Origin of the sequence: Acinetobacter pullicarnis (assembly GCF_006352475.1) — a bacterium.
GTDB classification, from domain to species: domain Bacteria; phylum Pseudomonadota; class Gammaproteobacteria; order Pseudomonadales; family Moraxellaceae; genus Acinetobacter; species Acinetobacter pullicarnis.
Window position 1 is genome coordinate 347,717 of the sequence record NZ_VCMZ01000001.1, and the last position, 18,386, is coordinate 366,102.

The 18,386-nt window shown below is 42.0% G+C and carries 21 protein-coding genes; 15 read left to right on the top strand and 6 right to left on the bottom strand.

What is annotated here, in order from left to right; all coding sequences use genetic code 11:
- Positions 1-140 precede the first annotated feature (140 nt).
- Positions 141-1,709 carry a glutamine-hydrolyzing GMP synthase gene (guaA, locus tag FD716_RS01480; protein WP_139850610.1) on the top strand — a complete coding sequence of 523 codons (1,569 nt, stop codon included), beginning with the start codon at positions 141-143 and terminating at the stop codon, positions 1,707-1,709.
- Between the two features lie 603 nt (positions 1,710-2,312).
- Here the strand turns inward: guaA and FD716_RS01485 are convergent.
- Complete coding sequence (locus FD716_RS01485) at positions 2,313-2,846, bottom strand: GNAT family N-acetyltransferase (RefSeq protein ID WP_228714895.1); 534 nt, start codon at positions 2,844-2,846, stop codon at positions 2,313-2,315.
- A gap of 232 nt (positions 2,847-3,078) precedes the next feature.
- Between FD716_RS01485 and FD716_RS01490 the strand changes: the two genes are divergently transcribed.
- On the top strand, positions 3,079-4,455 hold the full coding sequence (locus FD716_RS01490; protein ID WP_139850611.1) for a glutamine synthetase family protein: 1,377 nt from the start codon (positions 3,079-3,081) through the stop codon (positions 4,453-4,455).
- A gap of 55 nt (positions 4,456-4,510) precedes the next feature.
- Here the strand turns inward: FD716_RS01490 and FD716_RS19245 are convergent, their stop codons facing one another.
- The gene (locus tag FD716_RS19245; RefSeq protein ID WP_267285300.1) at positions 4,511-4,645 is read right to left on the bottom strand and encodes a hypothetical protein; all 135 of its coding nucleotides are present in this window, start codon (positions 4,643-4,645) and stop codon (positions 4,511-4,513) included.
- A 99-nt stretch (positions 4,646-4,744) separates the two neighbouring features.
- Between FD716_RS19245 and FD716_RS01495 the strand changes: the two genes are divergently transcribed.
- The 5 genes from FD716_RS01495 to FD716_RS01515 all read left to right on the top strand — a co-directional run bounded on the left by FD716_RS01495 (position 4,745) and on the right by FD716_RS01515 (position 8,983).
- Positions 4,745-5,650 (top strand): LysR family transcriptional regulator, encoded by a 906-nt coding sequence (locus FD716_RS01495; RefSeq protein WP_139850612.1) that lies wholly within the window; start codon positions 4,745-4,747, stop codon positions 5,648-5,650.
- A 243-nt stretch (positions 5,651-5,893) separates the two neighbouring features.
- Positions 5,894-6,841 (top strand): pirin family protein, encoded by a 948-nt coding sequence (locus tag FD716_RS01500; protein WP_139850613.1) that lies wholly within the window; start codon positions 5,894-5,896, stop codon positions 6,839-6,841.
- Between the two features lie 444 nt (positions 6,842-7,285).
- On the top strand, positions 7,286-7,888 hold the full coding sequence (locus tag FD716_RS01505) for an alpha/beta fold hydrolase (protein ID WP_139853584.1): 603 nt from the start codon (positions 7,286-7,288) through the stop codon (positions 7,886-7,888).
- Between the two features lie 202 nt (positions 7,889-8,090).
- Positions 8,091-8,600 (top strand): hypothetical protein, encoded by a 510-nt coding sequence (locus FD716_RS01510; protein WP_139850614.1) that lies wholly within the window; start codon positions 8,091-8,093, stop codon positions 8,598-8,600.
- A 35-nt stretch (positions 8,601-8,635) separates the two neighbouring features.
- The gene (locus tag FD716_RS01515; protein ID WP_139850615.1) at positions 8,636-8,983 is read left to right on the top strand and encodes a hypothetical protein; all 348 of its coding nucleotides are present in this window, start codon (positions 8,636-8,638) and stop codon (positions 8,981-8,983) included.
- 78 nt (positions 8,984-9,061) lie between these two features.
- On the opposite strand, the gene FD716_RS01520 is transcribed toward FD716_RS01515, so the two are convergent.
- The gene (locus tag FD716_RS01520; RefSeq protein ID WP_139850616.1) at positions 9,062-9,982 is read right to left on the bottom strand and encodes a Dyp-type peroxidase; all 921 of its coding nucleotides are present in this window, start codon (positions 9,980-9,982) and stop codon (positions 9,062-9,064) included.
- A 155-nt stretch (positions 9,983-10,137) separates the two neighbouring features.
- On the opposite strand from FD716_RS01520, the gene FD716_RS01525 reads away from it, so the two are divergent.
- Positions 10,138-10,761: a LysE family translocator gene (locus FD716_RS01525; RefSeq protein WP_139850617.1), complete on the top strand. Its 624-nt coding sequence runs from the start codon at positions 10,138-10,140 to the stop codon at positions 10,759-10,761.
- A gap of 10 nt (positions 10,762-10,771) precedes the next feature.
- On the opposite strand, the gene znuB is transcribed toward FD716_RS01525, so the two are convergent.
- The 3 genes from znuB to FD716_RS01540 are packed head-to-tail and all read right to left on the bottom strand — an operon-like array spanning position 10,772 to position 12,837.
- Entirely contained in the window at positions 10,772-11,575 is an 804-nt protein-coding gene (gene znuB, locus FD716_RS01530; RefSeq protein ID WP_139850618.1) for a zinc ABC transporter permease subunit ZnuB, read from the bottom strand.
- 3 nt (positions 11,576-11,578) lie between these two features.
- Positions 11,579-12,358: a zinc ABC transporter ATP-binding protein ZnuC gene (znuC, locus tag FD716_RS01535; protein ID WP_407641859.1), complete on the bottom strand. Its 780-nt coding sequence runs from the start codon at positions 12,356-12,358 to the stop codon at positions 11,579-11,581.
- The gene (locus tag FD716_RS01540) at positions 12,340-12,837 is read right to left on the bottom strand and encodes a transcriptional repressor (protein ID WP_139850620.1); all 498 of its coding nucleotides are present in this window, start codon (positions 12,835-12,837) and stop codon (positions 12,340-12,342) included. Before FD716_RS01540 ends, znuC begins: the two co-directional genes overlap by 19 nt.
- Positions 12,838-12,972: 135 nt before the next feature.
- Between FD716_RS01540 and FD716_RS01545 the strand changes: the two genes are divergently transcribed.
- The 7 genes from FD716_RS01545 (at position 12,973) to atpA (ending at position 18,344) form a co-directional block, all read left to right on the top strand.
- Complete coding sequence (locus tag FD716_RS01545) at positions 12,973-13,815, top strand: metal ABC transporter solute-binding protein, Zn/Mn family (RefSeq protein ID WP_139850621.1); 843 nt, start codon at positions 12,973-12,975, stop codon at positions 13,813-13,815.
- A 172-nt stretch (positions 13,816-13,987) separates the two neighbouring features.
- Entirely contained in the window at positions 13,988-14,386 is a 399-nt protein-coding gene (locus tag FD716_RS01550) for an ATP synthase subunit I (RefSeq protein ID WP_139850622.1), read from the top strand.
- A gap of 104 nt (positions 14,387-14,490) precedes the next feature.
- Positions 14,491-15,366 (top strand): F0F1 ATP synthase subunit A, encoded by an 876-nt coding sequence (gene atpB, locus FD716_RS01555; RefSeq protein ID WP_139853585.1) that lies wholly within the window; start codon positions 14,491-14,493, stop codon positions 15,364-15,366.
- A gap of 84 nt (positions 15,367-15,450) precedes the next feature.
- The gene (gene atpE, locus FD716_RS01560; protein WP_016654735.1) at positions 15,451-15,696 is read left to right on the top strand and encodes a F0F1 ATP synthase subunit C; all 246 of its coding nucleotides are present in this window, start codon (positions 15,451-15,453) and stop codon (positions 15,694-15,696) included.
- 38 nt (positions 15,697-15,734) lie between these two features.
- Positions 15,735-16,205, top strand: a complete 471-nt coding sequence (locus FD716_RS01565) for a F0F1 ATP synthase subunit B (protein WP_139850623.1) — start codon at positions 15,735-15,737, stop codon at positions 16,203-16,205.
- An 11-nt stretch (positions 16,206-16,216) separates the two neighbouring features.
- Positions 16,217-16,753 (top strand): F0F1 ATP synthase subunit delta, encoded by a 537-nt coding sequence (locus FD716_RS01570; RefSeq protein ID WP_139850624.1) that lies wholly within the window; start codon positions 16,217-16,219, stop codon positions 16,751-16,753.
- A gap of 46 nt (positions 16,754-16,799) precedes the next feature.
- Positions 16,800-18,344, top strand: a complete 1,545-nt coding sequence (gene atpA / locus FD716_RS01575) for a F0F1 ATP synthase subunit alpha (protein WP_139850625.1) — start codon at positions 16,800-16,802, stop codon at positions 18,342-18,344.
- Positions 18,345-18,386: the final 42 nt, after the last annotated feature.

An 18,386-nucleotide genomic window follows, 5' to 3' on the forward strand; every position in this document is an offset into this window, starting at 1 on the left:
CTGATTTGATTGGGCGAACTTAAGTTTATGGTTTTTTAGTTTGAATTTGCACGTTGAAGATTGTGCGAAGGATGTGCGTAGCGCCAAGAAAAATGCTAAAATGCAGCGCTTAATTTCGTTTGCCAACTAAAGTTCTTGCCATGACGACCAATACCCAAATTACTGAAGACCGTATCCTTATTTTAGATTTCGGTTCGCAATACAGCCAGCTGATTGCTCGCCGTGTTCGTGAAGCGGGCGTATATTCTGAAATGTACGCTTATGACATGTCTGAACAAGACATCCGTGCGTTTAATCCTAAAGGGATTATTTTATCTGGTGGCCCAGAAAGCGTACATGAAGCAGGCAGCCCTCGTGCACCGCAAGTTGTTTTTGAGTTGGGTGTACCGGTACTTGGTATTTGCTATGGTTTACAAACCATGTCTGAACAGCTTGGCGGTAAAGTTGAAGCGGGTACAGTACATGAGTTTGGCTATGCTGAAGTCGATATCAAAGTACGTGATCAGTTGATTGGCGATCTGCAAGATCAAGACAATCAATTGCATGTTTGGATGAGTCATGGCGATAAAGTTGCTCAGATTCCAACTGGCTTTGAAGTGACTGCAAGCACAGCAAGTTGCCCATTTGCAGCAGTATCTGATGAAGCACGTCGTTTCTATGGCGTTCAGTTCCATCCTGAAGTGACGCATACCACACAAGGTGCTGCGCTACTTTCTAATTTCGTTCATAAAATTTGTGGTTGTGGTGGTCTATGGACACCAGAACACATTATTGAACTGCGTGTTGAGCAATTGCGTAAGCAAATTGGTAACGAAAAAGTTTTACTCGGCCTATCTGGCGGTGTGGATTCTTCCGTCGTTGCAGCGCTATTGCATAAAGCGATTGGCGACCAACTCACTTGCGTATTTGTAGACAATGGCTTGCTCCGTCTCAATGAAGGCGAGCAAGTGATGGACATGTTTGCGAAAAACATGGGTATCCGCGTGATTCGTGCTAATGCGCAAGAGCGTTTCCTCGGTGCGTTGGCAGGTGAAGTTGATCCAGAGAAAAAACGTAAAATTATTGGCCGTGAGTTTATTGAAGTCTTCGCAGAAGAAGCACGTAAACTTGATGGCGTAAAATTCTTGGCACAAGGCACGATTTATCCAGACGTTATCGAATCAGCTGCGACCAAACATGGCAAAGCACACGTCATTAAATCACATCACAACGTGGGTGGTTTACCTGAAGATTTAGCCTTTGAATTGGTTGAGCCTTTACGTGACTTGTTTAAAGATGAAGTTCGTCGCTTGGGTACAACTCTTGGTTTACCTCATGGCATGATTTACCGTCATCCATTCCCAGGTCCAGGTTTGGGCGTGCGTATTTTGGGTGAAGTGAAAAAAGAATATGCCGATATTCTACGTCTTGCTGACGATATCTTTATGCAAGAACTGCATGCCAGTGGTTGGTATGAAAAAACTGCGCAAGCCTTTGCGGTATTCCAACCGATTAAATCTGTTGGTGTCGTAGGTGATGGCCGTCGTTATGCATGGGTCATTGCATTGCGTGCTGTAGAAACGGTTGACTTTATGACCGCACGTTTCGCACATCTTCCATACGATTTGGTTGATAAAATTTCAACGCGCATCATGAATGAAATCAAAGATGTATCGCGTGTTGTTTATGATGTTTCATCTAAACCACCTGCAACGATTGAATGGGAATAAAATCGGGCTTTTAAAATGCTTTGCATTTTGCCGGTTTTAAGCCAAGCACACTGTGCGGTAAAATTTAGATTTTAAATGTAAACAAGAAAGGATGCTTAAGCATCCTTTCTTGTTTTTAAATTGAAGTGGTCGTTGCAAATACACCTCTCCTTTTAAGGCATAGGTATCTACACATCTTTTGATATGCTGTTTACAATCCAAAGTAATCCATCCCTTGCGCAGCAGCGCTGCTCATCCATTTTTCTAAGGAAGGAGCGTTGTGTATCAAACTCAGTATGATATTTAATGGAAGTTCCCCTCTTTGGAAAAGAGGGGTCAGGGGAGATTGGGGATTTCTAAAATTCAATGAAATTTACACTCAGCCCTAAACTCCGAATCTAAACAGGACTTAAAGACCTTGTATTAAGCTCAAATAGATTACATCTTTCGACTAAATACATTTCTTAAATATTTGTGTAGATACCTATGCCCGTTGGGATGAGGAATATATTCCGCAAGTGGGAAGAGGGTGCTTTTAAACTACAAAATCCCTTAACTGACTGGCATTAAGGCCAGGAGAGGTTTTCTGATTCCAAGGCTTTGCTGTTAAAACGAATAAATTAATTATCCTTCGCATCTAGGTTGAATTTTCTTTTCCAAATACAAAAGCACCAGATCTTTGACCAAGGGCTGACCAACATTGGCGTCAATCGGAAAAGCGGTGGTTTCACCCGTCAGTTGATAGCCACGTCGCTGATAGAATGCAATAAGTTCAGTTCTTGAAGATAAGACCGACAGGTTAAGCGTGTCAATTGCAGGGTTTTGCATTGCGAAGTTTTCAGCAAATTGCAGTATCTTTTTGCCAACGCCTCGATTCTGTACTTGTGGATGTGTGGTTAACATGCCGATATAGCAGCTATTTTGCTGTATTTGCATGGAAACGCAGCCGATCAAGCACGTATCTTCAAACTTTAAAAATACTTTAGCGTTATCGGTCAGTAATTGCTGTACTTGTGCTGCATTAATTCGATCACCTTGGATGATTTCAGATTCTGACGTCCAGCCTTGGGTATCTTTTGCGCGGTAAGCGATATTGACTAGATCGACAATGTTCGCAATGTCTTTTTGCGTGGCTTCAATCATCCAAGGTTCCCCCATATTAATCGCTATCTATTTGAAATATAAAAACTGAATGTTCTATTTTACATATTTTTAACGTGAATTTTACTAAATTAAAAAACTTATGCAACGCTTATGCTGCAAGGGTGTGGCGCAAAAGGCATAACCAAAATGTAATGCTAAGTGTCCTTTAAATTTTATGTGGTTTTTACGATACAAAAGCAAAGGGCAATTCTATGATGAGTGATCTGATCATGATTGCTTATGTGTTATGAATAGCCCAATTTTAGATTTATATAAAGAACAATCACTTGTTGAATATTCGAGTATCGAGGAGCGCGAATTTTTAGATGAAGTAGATCGGTATTTAGCGCGTTATCCGAAGACCAATGATATTGATATTTTTCTGCACGATCTGAATGGGCATATTCGTGGGCGACGTATTGATATCAATAGCTTAAAAGGTTTGGCGAAGGGCTGTTATTTTCCTGTTTCTGTCTATGCAATGAGCTTAGATGGTGAAGTGGTTGAAGCATCGGGCCTAGGTAAATATATTGGCGAACCCGATCAAATGTGTAAGCCGATTTTAGACAGTTTAAGGCCGAGTGCTTATGCACCCACGACGCACGCACAATTATTTTTAAGCATGCAGGAAGATGATGGTTCAGACTGCATGCTTGAACCACGCAATATTCTCAAGAAAATCCTGAATCAATTACATGAACAGCATTTTTTTCCAGTGATGACAGGGGAGTTAGAATTTTATTTATATCCTGATCAACAAGGTCAGAACCTAAAGCAAAGCCAATGCTTTGATTTGGATGTATTCGATAATAATCAAAATGTGCTCGAAGAAATTAAAAAACATGCCGAGTTGCAAGATATAGAAATCATATCTATTGTCGCGGAAGCCTCATCTGGACAATACGAACTCAATATCCAACATACCGATCAGATTTTAAAACTTGCCGATCAAATCATGGCGTTGAAACGCATTGTGAAACAAGTCGCACAGCAATATCAATTACAAGCCAGTTTTATGGCCAAACCGAGCATGCATAAGGCGGGAAGTGGGCTACATTTTCATATGAGCTTGCTGAATCAACAGCGTCAAAATGTATTTAGTGAAATGACTACGGATGAGCCTGCACCTATTTTATTAAAAATTATTGCTGGCTTAATTGATTTAATGCCTGCATCTATGGCGATTTTAGCACCGAATATTAATTCATTCCGTCGCTTTAAAATGGGCAATCATGTGCCGATGGAAGCCAATTGGGGCAGTAATAATCGTAATGTGGCGATTCGACTCCCATGCTCAGATTTAAAAAATAAACGCTTGGAATATCGGGTTGCTGGTGCAGACGTAAACCCTTATCTTGCACTTGCTGTGATTTTAGTCGGGGTGTTGCATGGGCTACGCGCTGAGTTGCCGCTGGTACCCGCATGCCATGTAATGGGCGTGAACAATAACGTTACATATCTTCCCAACAATCAATTGGATGCCTTAAATTTATTAAAAAATAATGCGGTATTGAATGAATATTTGGGTGCTAAATTTATTGCGCTTTGGTCAACCTGCAAATTGTTTGAATATCAGGATATTCATAATCAAATTACTACGATGGAATTGAAATGGGGAATTTGATTGTTCCCCTGATGACTTTAATTGCCATGTATCGTTTTATGGCGATGCATTTGCTTTAATCCATTAGCGCAGCAGTCCCTTGATCACGCTCACTATAAGGTTGTTGCAAGAGTTCGTTATCAACATAACTTGCCAGTAGGCAGACTGTCACAGCAATACAGAAAACCAAGAGCTTTGCTTGAATTGTCATGATGAATTCCTAATAGATCAATGAATTAAGATTAAAGATATAAGAAAGCTAAAATCTAATCTAATATGGAATTGAGACCAACTGATCTAATTTTGAGATATGTCGACACTAAAGCAGTTTAATTATTTAATTCGTATCGTTGAAGATGGCGGTTTTATTGCGGCATCTGAAAAATTATTTGTTGCTCAGTCGGCTTTGAGTCGGCAGATTAAATTGCTAGAAGATGAGCTTGGTTTTTTAATTTTTGATCGTTCAGAGAAAAAAGTAAAACTCACTGCAGCGGGTCAGGTGCTTTATAAAAACCTAAAAAATCATCTGCATAATATTGGTCACTCTATTGAGCAGGCCCAAAGCATGGCGCAAGGTCGTGGTCGAACTATTCGTGTGGCTCATTCAAGCAGTGTGATCATTGATCAAACCAAAATTGGTTTATTGAATCAGTTGTGCCAGCGCTATGCAGTCGAAGTCGAAATCAATCGGCTGTCCTCTGAGTTACAAGTCGAGTCGCTCTTGAGTGGGTCTATTGATATTGGCTTTATTCGCCCACCAGTTTTGCATTCACTTGAAGGAATTCAGACTGCACATTTGTATCAGGCTGCTTTATGTGTTGCCGTGCATTGTGATGATCCGACATTTAAAGACAAACACAGTATTCAACTGTCTGAGTTGGCTCAACATCACTTTGTTGCGACGCCACATGCAAAGCGTGGTGGATTGAGTTATTTGGCTGCAAACCTGTGTCTAAGCAAAGGTTTCTATCCCAAAGAAGCCAAAATACGTTCTCGAAAAATTTCACAGCTAGATTTGGTTGCACATGGGCTTGGGGTGTGTATTGTGCCCGAGGAATTTAATTCGATTTTACCAAGCAAGGTTAAGCTGCTGGCGATTGATGCGTGTGCCCATTTTTCAGAGGTGCTGTTGATTTGGCGTAAAGAACAAGATTCAACAATTGAATCTTGTGTAGGGCAGATTCTTCAGTATTACCAAAACAAGTTAGAAGCATAAGTGAATTAGATTTTCTCTTGATAAGAAAATGCTCCTTGGTATTTACTGGCTTTGTAAACTGAATGTTGCCATATACGGGATCTAATTACATGATTGTCCTATAAATACAATTCAGTGTATGGCGAGCGCTATAGATCAGGTTTTGCTTATTTATTATGATAAAAGACGATTTAAATTTACTTGTCTTACAAAATTTTATTCTATTACTTAGCCAATGATTAGCAACAGCATCAGGATAACGACATGCACAATTCAAACAAGATCGAACATTGCTCCTCAGGTGATTCTGCCCAAAGTATTCAACCGCCTTTACAGCAAGTGCCATTGCGTAGCGCTGTGATTGGTCGCGGAACGATTATTCAGCGTGCTTTGCCAAGTCGTTATAAGCGAATGATTGGTGCATGGTGCTTTTTAGATCATGCCGGGCCTGTGACGTTTGCAACAGGCGATGGACTTGATGTTGGACCACATCCACATATGGGGTTACAGACATTTACCTGGATGATCGAGGGAACCATGATGCATGGTGATAGCCTGGGTCATAAGCAGCTGATCCGCCCGAAGCAAGTGAACTTAATGACGGCTGGTCACGGTATTTCGCACACGGAAGTTGCACCAGATACTGAAACACAGATGCACTCGGTACAGCTCTGGATTGCTTTGCCAGATGATAAAAAAGACATGCCACCCCAGTTTGAGCACTATCCTGATCTACCTGTGGTGCAGCAAGATCAAATTGAATTTACTGTTTTAGTTGGAGACTTTTTGGGTACAACTTCACCAGTGCAAGTGCATAGCGAGTTATTGGGTGTCGATTTGAGCACTGAAGTGGATACGATTACCACACTGCCATTAAATCCTCACTTTGAATATGGGGTGTTGGTGTTACAGGGCAAGGCCAATATCAATGATCAGGTAATTGATGATCAGCATATGTTATTGATCGAACCGGGTATGGCTGAAATTCGTTTGGAACTCCCAGCAAATACTCGTTTGATACTGGTGGGTGGTGTACCGTTCGAATCTCCGATTTTATTGTGGTGGAATTTTGTTGGGCGTACTCAAGCTGAAATGGAGATTGCACGGCAGCAATGGGTCGATCACGATTCACGTTTTGGTGAGGTTGCTGACTATGTTGGATCACGCTTGGTCGCACCTGTTTTACCTGAAAAAATGAGGGCGAGTAAATGAGCATGATTGCTAGGCGTACACCAAAACTTTAGCTGCGTATTGGTCAGGTTCGGTTAAAAGTGGATCACATCAATATTTGATCGATAAATCTCATTCCTTTTAATTCACTATTTTAAATTCATGGATGTGTTGCTGCTTTCGATGCGTGGTCTATGAGCAAGCTTAAGTAGTGTGATTCGTATTTTGATGGCTCTATAAAAAGATATTTAATAACAGTGTCTTGCCATGTATCAGCGACAAGAAAAAAAGCGTGTTCTTCATTTGGAGCAACACGCTTTTTTAATAAAATGAGATACAAGTCAATGGTTCAAATGCTTTTTGTTGATATTTATTAAGTAGATGAGAAAACTTACTTAAGTAGCGATATGATAAGTGGGAAATGCGCCATAGGTTGTTCAAATGTCATACCTTGCTCAAGGTTTAGAAAGTGCTGTGCAGTCAAATCTGGATTTATTGTTTTTGCCGGGTGCATCGGGGCAAACTGAATTTTGGCAGCCCGTCGTGACAGCGCTAAGCGCATATCCTGCGAAACGTATCGTTGCTTATCCGAGCTTTGCCGGCTATCCAGCAGATCCCGAAGTGAACAGCTTTGAAAGCCTACAAGCGTATGTGATTGATCAAGTGACGGCACCAAGCGTATTGATTGCACAGTCCATGGGCGGGATTTTTGCAGTGCAGGCGGCTTTACAAAAATCGCAGCAAATTAAAGGCTTGGTCTTGGTTGCGACCTCTGGTGGCATTGATCTCAGTGCTTTTTCTGCCCAAGATTGGCGTGAGGAATATCAACAGGCTTTTGACTTGCCAGACTGGTTCGCGGTTACCAAAAGCCAAGGGGTTGCACAGGCATTAGCGCAAATCCGTTGCCCTGTATTACTGATTTGGGGGGATCAAGATCCTATCAGCCCAGTAACGGTAGGGCAATATTTAGCGCAACAACTGCACGATGCACAGTTGCATATTGTTACAACGGGGGAGCATGACCTCGCCAAAGTGCATGCAACGCAGGTCAGTGCACTGATTGCTACTTTTTTGGAAACGATTGTTTGATTGAACACTCATACTCTTATTTGGTGTTTTAAGTCTGCGTGTATAGCGTGCTGATATCACGCTTTTATTTGACCTACTATTTTGTATTTAAATCAATTTTTGTTTAACGCTTATTCATTTTTATACTGTTTTTTATTTTTAAAAATATTGATGAAAAAAGAGCGCCAGACTTAAAATTGCGATTCGGCCGAGGAGAGCTGCAATGGGAATACCAACAAGAATACCGCTTTTGATCATGTTGCTATTGGCGCTATCCGGGTGCTCGTCCTCAGATCAACAAGATAAAAAGACAGAAGCCGCAGCCTCAGCGGTCGATGAGGGGGATGTGACTGCACATAATAAAAACCTAGAAGTTATCAGTGCTCGTTTTTATCAACTGTATCAACCATTTAAGTCATCTGAGCCAGATGATCTTTCAGATTTTATTGCTGAATATGGAACTGAGTTTTTAACGCCTACGCTCGAAAAGAAATTGACGAAAGCATTGGCCTGTGAGAAGCAAAAAACCGCATGTAAATTAGAGCTTGATCCATTCTATGCATCTAAAAATCATCTGGTTTTGGAGGCAATTAAGCGGACTTCAAATAATCAGGTTCGAGTGCAGTTCGCAGATAAGGTAAATGTGATTTTAAGTTTTGAGTGTAAAGATAGCTGCCGGATTGATAATGTAATTTATGGCAAAAATGATGACTTACTCAGTCGCTTAAATTAAGCTAACGCAATCCGCTTGTGGAAATAATCTAAATCATGTTGAACATCAAATTTTTCGCTGTGGTTCTCACAGCACTCGCTTTAACTGGGTGTGATGCATCTAAGCAAAATGAAATCAAACAAAGCGCATCTGCTGCAATAGAAAGTTGTAAGCATTTGAAAATTGATCAACTGATTGGTTTTGATGAACAAGCAGAAACACCGCAGTGTAAGTCCGTCAATGAGTTTAACTTGGTTGCATTTAAGTGTGAGGTTTCAAAACATGCTTTTGGTGTCGCAAACGATGCAGCTCATATTGAAAACGAAGCGCATTCTATTTTTGCCTATACATCGGAGGCAGCTTGTCGCCAAGGGCTTGAAGCCCATGATGGCAACGGACCTTAAAGAAAATTCGCTGTATTTAGACGGTACTGTATTTAGATGTCGCTGTATTCGTAAGTGAATACAGCGAGTTTGGTTAACTCAAGATGCTAAGACTTGATCTAGTAATTCGCTGCTTGGTGCAAAATAGTAAGCACCATCCACTGCAGTCACAAAGTGTAGTAAGCGGTCATGAATGCCATCACCCGTTGTACCAAACATATGTTGTAGCATTTGATCAATGATTGCTAAGTCGTTGGTATAAGCAATAAAAAACAGCCCTTGTTCACCTTGACCATCACCATAGGGGAGCGAGTGTCTAAGGATTTCTTGTTCTTCACCCGCATCATCTTCAATCACCACCCGAGCAATATGTGCATTTTTCGGCTTAACTTCATCTGTCATTTCAATACTTTCAAGTTTTGAGCGGCCAATGACATTTTCTTGCGCATCGACTTTTAATTTTTTCCATTTTGCTAAGTCATGGACATAACGTTGGGCAAAGACAAAAGCGCCGGTAGCAAAAATACCTGCATCGTCACCAAGCAAGGCTGTTTCTGCACGATCATCAGGGAATTGCGGGTTTTCAGTACCATCTATAAAGCCGGTTAGATCACGGCCATCCAAATAACGGAAGCAAACTCGTTCATCGAGGAGCTCCACCTGATCTTGGATGCCATCAAAAAAACATTGGCTCAGTGCAAAACACAGGTCTGCACGTGCGCTAGCGATGTGGATCAACACATCGGCAGGCGTGACTGGCATTGTAAAGCTGCCCTGAATATTTTCTAATTGCTTGAATCCATTTGGTGTTTCTGAGTGGAGTTGCGCCCAAAGTTGTGGTCCAAAGGCAATCGCAGTTTTAACTTCAGCATCTGGGTGTTGAGTGATTAAACGTGCTTGTGTGCTGAGTAGATCGGTTATTTTTTCTTTGAGGCGCTCAATCGGTAAATGCTTTAAGTTTAAAACGATGAAACGCGCATGCGTGGAAGGTAAAGGCAAAATTACAGATTGGGCGGTCATTTTAAAATGGCTCCTCAATTAGGATGACAATGGTTTTATTTCTACTGTTATGCATAGAATCATAGGGTTTAATTTGTGGAAAGTCATTAAATCAGTGTAAACCAACAAAATAAATGCAGTTATACTGTGAATATTATTATCTTTCTTTGTTCTTTATGTCTTTTCAAATGTGGTTGGCATTTATGTTGGCGTGTTGGCTGATTAGTGTCTCGCCAGGTGCGGGTGCAATCGCATCAATGTCAAGTGGTCTTAATGAGGGTATGCCACGTGCCTATTGGAATATTCTAGGTTTACAGTTGGCACTGGTCGTGCAAGTGGGCATTGTCGCGGCAGGGGTTGGGGTATTGTTTGCAACCACACCGTGGGCATTTCAGTTGATTAAGTGGTTTGGGGTTATATATTTACTGTATTTGGCCTATCAACAGTGGTCTGCACCAGTACAAAATATTCAGATTCAACAGTCGCAACAGAGCAGTGCGTTCAAAATCATGTTACGCGGATTTATTGTCAATATGAGTAATCCTAAAGCGATTATTTTTTTATTGGCAGTCTTACCGCAGTTCCTTGATTGGTCTAAACCGCGTTGGATTCAATACGGGCAAATGACCATCACCATGGTGGTGGTGGATGTTCTGGTGATGTCGGTTTATTCAGGTTTGGCTGCCAAGGTTTTAAGCTTACTTAAAACCCCGAAACAACAGCGCTATTTGAATCGCAGTTTTGCGGTGCTATTTAGTTGCGCTGCGCTGGTGCTAAGTATGGTGCATCAAGCCACTTAAGCAACTTTACTTAAGTTGCGATGTGTTTGATTTTTTGAATAGCAAAGACCACCGCAAAAAGCAGAGCCATACACAGGACAATACTTAGCCCACTAGAAATATTAATTGCAGCACTTGACCAAAGGCCGATGGTAATTGCCAGTTGGGCCACAACAAATGTGATCAAAATCATTTGCTTTGGTGAGTGCGCCAAAAGACGTGCGGTAAGTGCAGGAATCACCAGTAAGGCACCCATCAATAGCGAGCCAACAGCGCGCAAGGCCAAGACGGTAAATAAAGCTAAAAGTAGCATAAAAATCAAACGTTGCGCTGCTGCATTGACGCCTTCGCTAATTGCGATATCTGGATCAATTGCCACTTGAATTTGGGCTCTCCAAAACTTGAATAGCACCAACAGGGCTAGGCCAATCACCAAGGCAAAAACCGGCAAGTCTGCCCATTCAATATTGAGTAAGTCACCAAATAAGTAACTGAGCAGTTCTGGTCTAAGGCTAGGAATATGCTGAATAAACAGCAAGCCTGCACAAAGCAAAGTAGATGAGCATAGCGCCAAGAGTGCGTCATTGGGCAGGCGCGGGTCATGTAGAACCCATAAGATACCAACCAAAAGTAGGGCTAAAAAAGCCACGCCAATCCACATGGGCAGACTGAGTGCGGCCGCAAGCGCAACCCCCAGTAAAGTGCCATGCGCCATGGTGTCTGCAAAAAAGGACATTCGACGCCACAACATTAAGCAACCGAGTGGTGCAGTCAGAAAAACCAATAAACTGCCCATTAACCATGCAGGTAATAATAGTGCTAACCAATCCATCATGGTTTAAATTTCCGGCTCTGGGTGAATGTGTGGGCGTGCATCATGCTGACAAGGCACAGCACTGTCACCGTGTGCACAATGATCATGGTGATGTTGGTAAAAAGCACGCTGATTGCCAAACAGTGCCAAATATGCAGGATCTTGTTGGATGTGTTCTGGTAGACCACTGCAACAGATATGTTTATTTAGACAAACCACACGCTGTGTTCCTTGCATCACCCATTGTAGATCATGCGACACAATCAGAATGGCGCAGCCATAACGTTCAGGCAGGCTACGCACATAAGCATAAAGTTCTGCTTCAGATTGGATATCAAGGCCTTGCATGGGTTCATCAAGAACCAAAATGTCCGGTTGTCGAAGCAGGGCACGTGCCAGTAAGGTACGTTGGCGTTCACCACCAGAAAGCTGCTGAACCTTGGCATCTTTTAATTTGCCAATGCCAGTATCTCGAATAATTTCTGCTTTGATGGCGGGGTCGCATTGTTCCAGATTGAGTAAATCTTTTACTCTTAACGGCAGACTATGTGAAGGATTGAATTTCTGTGGTACATAGGCCATTTTAAGTTTTTTATTTTTAATGATTTGGCCAGAACTGGGCTGAGTAATGCCCAAGATGACTTTTATTAAGGTGGATTTGCCTGCCCCGTTGGGGCCAATGAGCGTGATGATTTCATTTTTTTGTAATGAAAAATCAATATTTTTGATGATGTCTCGCTCATCAATACGCACACTGATCTGTTTGAGTTCAATGAGCGCTGGGCTTAGCTGTTTTGAGTGCACTGCTGACAAATTCCTGATATTTCAATAATACGGTGATGTGCATTGAAATGATCAGAATCTGCAAGCTGATCAAGCTGTTGAATTAGGCCTGGCGCTGAAGCTTCTTTGACAACACGACACTGCGTACAAATTAAGAAGGCTGCTTGGTGTCCCGCACGCGGATGACAACAAGGAATGTAGGCATTAATAGAGGTTAGACGATGGATCAAGCCTTTTTCTAATAGAAAATCTAAGGTGCGATATACCGTTGGGGGGGCTGCTGGTCGTTCAGATGCACTTTTGAGTTTGGACAAAAGATCATAAGCACCGACAGGTCCAGCTGAATTTAGAATAAGTTCCAATACTTCTTTACGCAGTGGGGTGAGTCTAGCGCCAGCAATTGCGCACAGTTGTTCAGCTTCTATAAGGCGAGTTTCAGTATCATGATGATCATGCACACCATGCAATGTCTCGTGATGTTCATGTGAACATGCGTGCATTTCAGACCTCAAAGATTTAAACCAGGAAATAATATTTCAAATATTAACATGAAGCGAACTTATCTTGCGATGAGCGTAGGTGTTTTTCAACTTTTGTTATACTATAACATAAAATTTATTATGGTGCCTTTGATCATGTTACGCTGTGCTGTGCTGTTTCTAAGTCTGTTTTGGTTTGTCCCTGCTTGGGCACAAGGCAAACTGCTGGTATCCACTCATCCTATATACTTGATTGCTAAAGAGATCACTAAAGGGGTTGAAGAGCCTGAGCTACTTTTAAAAAATCAGACCGGACATGATGTGCAATTAACTCCAGCCAATCGTAAGTCGATTCAGAGTGCTGAGCTGATTATTTGGGTGGGTAAAGAACACGAAGCACCACTTGAAAAGTTACTCCACAATCAAAATAAAGCGATTTCAATTTTAAATTCAGGCATTATTCAAGCCTTACCTTTGCGTAACACCCGTGGTGCCGCACTCAAAAATACGGTTGATACCCATGTTTGGTTGGACCCCAATAATGCAGTGCGAATCGGCTTTTTTATTGCAGCATTACGGTCACAGCAACATCCTGAAAATAAAGCGCTCTATTGGGATAATGCAAGAAAGTTTGCCAAAGAAATGTTGTTGGTATCTAAACAATTTAATGCGACAAGCAATGCAAAACCTTATTGGGCTTTCCATGATGCCTATCAATATTTAGAACGGCCGCTAAACCTTAAATTTGCGGGTGCATTAACCGATGATCCGCATGTTGCTGTAACACTTGGTCAAATTAAGTACCTCAATGACACTCGACCCTATACCAAAATGTGTTTGTTGGCTGAGTCAAATGCCAGTCCAAGTCAGTATCAAAAACTGGGTCAGATTGCATTTCAAAAGGTGGATGAAAATTTATCTGAACAGCAGCGGTTTGTTGGGGCTTGGAAACAGTTGGCTCAAGAAACACAGCGTTGTGTGAGCGATGCACGAAAATAAGGGCAACGACTGCACAAAAAATTATGCTTGTTAAAAGCGGTGCAACTATTGAAAAAAACTCGACTAAGGTCGGGAAATGATTGCATGTTTAGGGGGGGAACTCTATAATGCCTGCGATTAAAACGATCATCAGCTAAACTTGTCAAGCATTTATGCTGTAAGTGGATAAAAAATGAGCCGACCTAGTCGCTTGATTGACCGACGATTAGCGAAAGCTTTGGTCTTATTGCAAGCATTTATGATTCCAGTTTCAGCCTTAATTGCATGGATGGTTAAAGATTCAACTGCAGCAATCAGTGCCGCACTCGGTGCATTGGTCTGTTGGCTAGCAAGTTGTTATTTTTCCTGGCAGTCGTTTCGCGCCGCGGGTGCAAAGGCATCGCAGCAAATACTGTCGAATATGTATCGAGGCATGCTGGGGAAGTTTGCCATTGTGATCGTTGGATTTATTTTAATTTTAAACAATGTTGAGCCTTTAGCACCAGTGGCATTGTTTTGTGGCTTTATTCTCGTACAAACCATGTCTTGGATTGCACCGTATTGCATCTCTCGACTACAACAACGAGTTTGAGTACAGCAGAAATTGAAAGATTTTTTTTATGGGGATTGACGGAATATCATGCATAAAATGACATTCGTTACCTCCAGTTTAGTATTTGACATTGACCAGGTGTGATTATGGCTACTGAACATGCCCTTACTTCGACCGAGTATATTAAGCACCACTTGACCAACATGACCTATGGCAAAATGCCAGACGGTACATGGAAATTGGCTGAGACTGCGAAAGAAGCTCAAGAGATGGGGTTCACTGCAATTCACTTGGATTCAATGGGTTGGTCTATAGGCCTTGGTTTCATTTTCTGCTTGTTATTCTGGATGGTGGCTAGAGCTGCAAAAGCTGGTGTCCCAACCAAATTTCAATCTGCTGTTGAAATGATTATTGAGTTTGTAGATTCAAGCGTACGTGACACCTTCCATGGTAAATCGCGTTTGATTGCACCTTTGGCGCTCACCATTTTCGTGTGGATTTTCCTCATGAACTTGATGGATTTAATGCCAATCGATTTTATTCCACATCTTGCTACGCTGATTGGTAGTAATGTATTTGGAATGGATCCACATAGCGTGTATTTCAAAATTGTACCAACGACAGATCCGAACGTCACTTTAGGGATGTCTTTGTCTGTATTTGCCCTGATTCTTTTTTACAGTATTCGTGAAAAAGGCATTGGTGGTTTTGTTGGTGAGTTGGCGCTTAACCCATTTAATCCAAAAAATAAATTTTTGAAAGCATTATTGATTCCATTTAACTTGTTATTGGAATTGGTCACCTTTCTTGCACGTCCAATCTCATTGGCACTCCGACTGTTCGGTAACATGTATGCAGGTGAGTTAATCTTCATCCTCATCGCGTTATTACCATTCTGGATTCAATGGGCATTGTCTGTGCCATGGGCAATCTTCCATATTTTGATTATTACCCTGCAAGCTTTTATTTTTATGATGCTTACTATTGTTTATCTAAGCATGGCAAGCGAAAAGCATTAATTTTACGGCCTAACGGCGATTGGGTCGTTATGCTTAAGTTCACTTTTTTTTAATTGGTATATACCTAACCTCTGAGGAATTATCATGGAACTAGGTCTTGGTCTTGTTGCGATTGCAGCTGCTATCTTAATCGCGTTTGGTGCTTTAGGTACTGCAATTGGTTTTGGTCTTTTGGGTGGTCGCTTCCTTGAAGCTGTTGCTCGTCAACCAGAATTAGCTCCACAACTACAAACGCGTATGTTCTTAATCGCAGGTCTTCTTGATGCTGTGCCTATGATCGGTGTTGGTATTGGCTTGTTCTTCATCTTCGCTAATCCGTTTGTAGGTTAATCAGCTTAATTCCTAAATTAAACTATTGAGGAATAGCAATGAATATTAACCTCACATTGATTGGCCAAGCGATTGCGTTTGCGGTTTTTGTCGCATTCTGCATGAAGTTTGTATGGCCACCACTAATCAATGCGATTAGTGAACGTCAGCGTCGTATTGCTGATGGCTTAAATGCTGCAGAAAAAGCGAAAGCTGATCTTGCTGATGCGCAAGCACAAGTTAAGCAAGAAATCGATGCGGCAAAAGCACAAGCGGCTCAATTGATCGAACAAGCGAACCGTCGTGGAGCACAATTGGTAGAAGAAGCACGCACTCAAGCATCTGCTGAAGGTGAGCGCATCCGTCAACAAGCGAAAGAAGCTGTTGACCTCGAAATCAATACTGCTCGTGAAGAACTCCGTCAACAAGTTGCTGCACTTGCAGTGATTGGTGCAGAGAAAATTCTAAACCAACAAGTTGATGAAGCTGCACACAATGCAATGCTCACTCAGCTGGCTGCTAAACTTTAAGCGAGGCAAATATGGCTGAACTCTTGACGTTGGCACGCCCGTACGCCAAAGCAGCATTTGCTTATGCTTCAGAGCAAGGTGCCACTGACAGTTGGTCTAATGCGTTACAAATACTCAGCGCTGCGGTTGAAGACGAAGAATTTTCGGCTTATTTAAATCGCCCTGAGTTAACGCCTATTGAGCAAGTAAGTATTTTTGCGAAAATTTTAGGTGAGCAACAATCTGTAGCCGTGTCAAACTTTTTGACACTTCTTGCAGACAATAGTCGTTTGACTTTGCTTCCTGAAATTGCCGTGGAATATGAGCAGCTTAAGTCTCAAAATAACAATACTGTTGATGTCGTTATTGAATCAGCATTTCCACTGAACGCAGAACAAGAGCAACTCCTTTCTCAAGCACTCGTTAAACGCTTGAACTGTGCTGTGAATGTCAGCGTTGAAGTGAACAAGGCATTAATTGCTGGTGTTGTTATTCGTGCAGGCGACCAAGTGATAGATGACTCTGCGCTTAACAAGCTTGAAAAAATGCGGACTCGCCTTCTGAGCTAACCATGCGTAAGAAGACTGAACTAATAAAAGATTGAGGTATAGCGCAATGCAACAACTGAATCCATCCGAGATCAGTGCGCTCATTAAACAGCGTATCGGCGATCTGGACACCAGCGCGACCGCTAAGAACGAAGGGACCATTGTTATGGTTTCCGACGGTATTGTGCGTATTCACGGCCTTGCTGATGCAATGTATGGTGAGATGATCGAATTTGACGGCGGCTTATTTGGTATGGCACTGAACCTAGAACAGGATTCAGTGGGTGCTGTCGTTCTAGGTAATTATTTAAGCCTTCAAGAAGGTCAAAAAGCACGCTGCACAGGTCGCGTACTTGAAGTTCCGGTTGGTCCAGAACTTTTAGGTCGTGTCGTAGATGCTTTGGGTAACCCAATTGATGGCAAAGGCCCTATCGATGCAAAATTAACTGATGCTGTTGAAAAAGTAGCACCAGGCGTAATTTGGCGTCAGTCGGTCGACCAACCTGTACAAACAGGTTATAAATCAGTTGATACAATGATTCCTGTTGGCCGTGGCCAACGTGAATTGATCATTGGTGACCGTCAGACAGGTAAAACTGCGATGGCTATCGATGCGATCATTGCTCAGAAATCTTCTGGTATTAAATGTGTTTACGTTGCAATCGGTCAAAAACAATCGACTATTGCTAACGTTGTACGCAAACTTGAAGAAACTGGTGCGATGGCTTACACCACTGTTGTTGCTGCTGCAGCGGCAGATCCTGCAGCAATGCAGTATCTTGCTCCGTATGCTGGTTGTACAATGGGTGAATACTTCCGTGACCGCGGTGAAGATGCGTTAATTATTTATGATGATTTGTCTAAGCAAGCAGTTGCTTACCGTCAAATTTCATTGTTATTACGTCGTCCACCAGGCCGTGAAGCATATCCAGGTGACGTATTCTATCTTCACTCTCGTCTTCTTGAACGTGCTTCGCGCGTTTCTGCAGATTATGTTGAGAAATTCACGAATGGTGAAGTTAAAGGCCAAACTGGTTCTTTGACTGCATTGCCAATCATTGAAACTCAAGCGGGTGACGTATCAGCATTCGTACCAACCAACGTAATTTCAATTACTGATGGTCAGATCTTCCTAGAAACATCATTATTCAACGCAGGTATTCGTCCTGCTGTGAACGCGGGTATTTCGGTATCACGTGTTGGTGGTTCTGCGCAAACCAAGATCATCAAAAAATTGTCTGGTGGTATCCGTACCGCACTAGCGCAATACCGTGAATTGGCAGCATTTGCTCAGTTTGCTTCGGATCTTGATGAAGCAACTCGTAAGCAACTTGAACATGGTCAACGTGTAACTGAGTTAATGAAGCAGAAACAATATGCGCCATACTCAATTGCTGACCAAGCTGTTTCTATCTACGCTTCAAACGAAGGTTATATGACTGACGTTGCAGTCAACAAAATCGTAGATTTTGATGCTGCATTGATCTCTTATTTCCGTGCAGAAAATGCTGCTTTAATGCAGAACATTGATGCAACAGGTAACTACGATAAAGAGATCGAAGCTGCGATTAAAGCGGGTATTGAGAGCTTTAAAGCGACTCAAACTTACTAATTTTAGCAGTGACTAAAAGCTAGTTAAGTTTGATTCACGGAT

Excerpts from the sequence above, each read along its gene's own strand:
- guaA (WP_139850610.1), top strand. The coding sequence starts at position 141 with ATGACGACCAATACCCAAATTACTGAAGACCGTATCCTTATTTTAGAT.
- FD716_RS01485 (WP_228714895.1), bottom strand. The coding sequence starts at position 2,846 with ATGGGGGAACCTTGGATGATTGAAGCCACGCAAAAAGACATTGCGAAC.
- FD716_RS01490 (WP_139850611.1), top strand. The coding sequence starts at position 3,079 with ATGAATAGCCCAATTTTAGATTTATATAAAGAACAATCACTTGTTGAA.
- FD716_RS19245 (WP_267285300.1), bottom strand. The coding sequence starts at position 4,645 with ATGACAATTCAAGCAAAGCTCTTGGTTTTCTGTATTGCTGTGACAGTC.
- FD716_RS01495 (WP_139850612.1), top strand. The coding sequence starts at position 4,745 with ATGTCGACACTAAAGCAGTTTAATTATTTAATTCGTATCGTTGAAGAT.
- FD716_RS01500 (WP_139850613.1), top strand. The coding sequence starts at position 5,894 with ATGCACAATTCAAACAAGATCGAACATTGCTCCTCAGGTGATTCTGCC.
- FD716_RS01510 (WP_139850614.1), top strand. The coding sequence starts at position 8,091 with ATGGGAATACCAACAAGAATACCGCTTTTGATCATGTTGCTATTGGCG.
- FD716_RS01515 (WP_139850615.1), top strand. The coding sequence starts at position 8,636 with ATGTTGAACATCAAATTTTTCGCTGTGGTTCTCACAGCACTCGCTTTA.
- FD716_RS01520 (WP_139850616.1), bottom strand. The coding sequence starts at position 9,982 with ATGACCGCCCAATCTGTAATTTTGCCTTTACCTTCCACGCATGCGCGT.
- FD716_RS01525 (WP_139850617.1), top strand. The coding sequence starts at position 10,138 with ATGTCTTTTCAAATGTGGTTGGCATTTATGTTGGCGTGTTGGCTGATT.
- znuB (WP_139850618.1), bottom strand. The coding sequence starts at position 11,575 with ATGATGGATTGGTTAGCACTATTATTACCTGCATGGTTAATGGGCAGT.
- FD716_RS01540 (WP_139850620.1), bottom strand. The coding sequence starts at position 12,837 with ATGCACGCATGTTCACATGAACATCACGAGACATTGCATGGTGTGCAT.
- FD716_RS01545 (WP_139850621.1), top strand. The coding sequence starts at position 12,973 with ATGTTACGCTGTGCTGTGCTGTTTCTAAGTCTGTTTTGGTTTGTCCCT.
- FD716_RS01550 (WP_139850622.1), top strand. The coding sequence starts at position 13,988 with ATGAGCCGACCTAGTCGCTTGATTGACCGACGATTAGCGAAAGCTTTG.
- atpE (WP_016654735.1), top strand. The coding sequence starts at position 15,451 with ATGGAACTAGGTCTTGGTCTTGTTGCGATTGCAGCTGCTATCTTAATC.
- FD716_RS01565 (WP_139850623.1), top strand. The coding sequence starts at position 15,735 with ATGAATATTAACCTCACATTGATTGGCCAAGCGATTGCGTTTGCGGTT.
- FD716_RS01570 (WP_139850624.1), top strand. The coding sequence starts at position 16,217 with ATGGCTGAACTCTTGACGTTGGCACGCCCGTACGCCAAAGCAGCATTT.
- atpA (WP_139850625.1), top strand. The coding sequence starts at position 16,800 with ATGCAACAACTGAATCCATCCGAGATCAGTGCGCTCATTAAACAGCGT.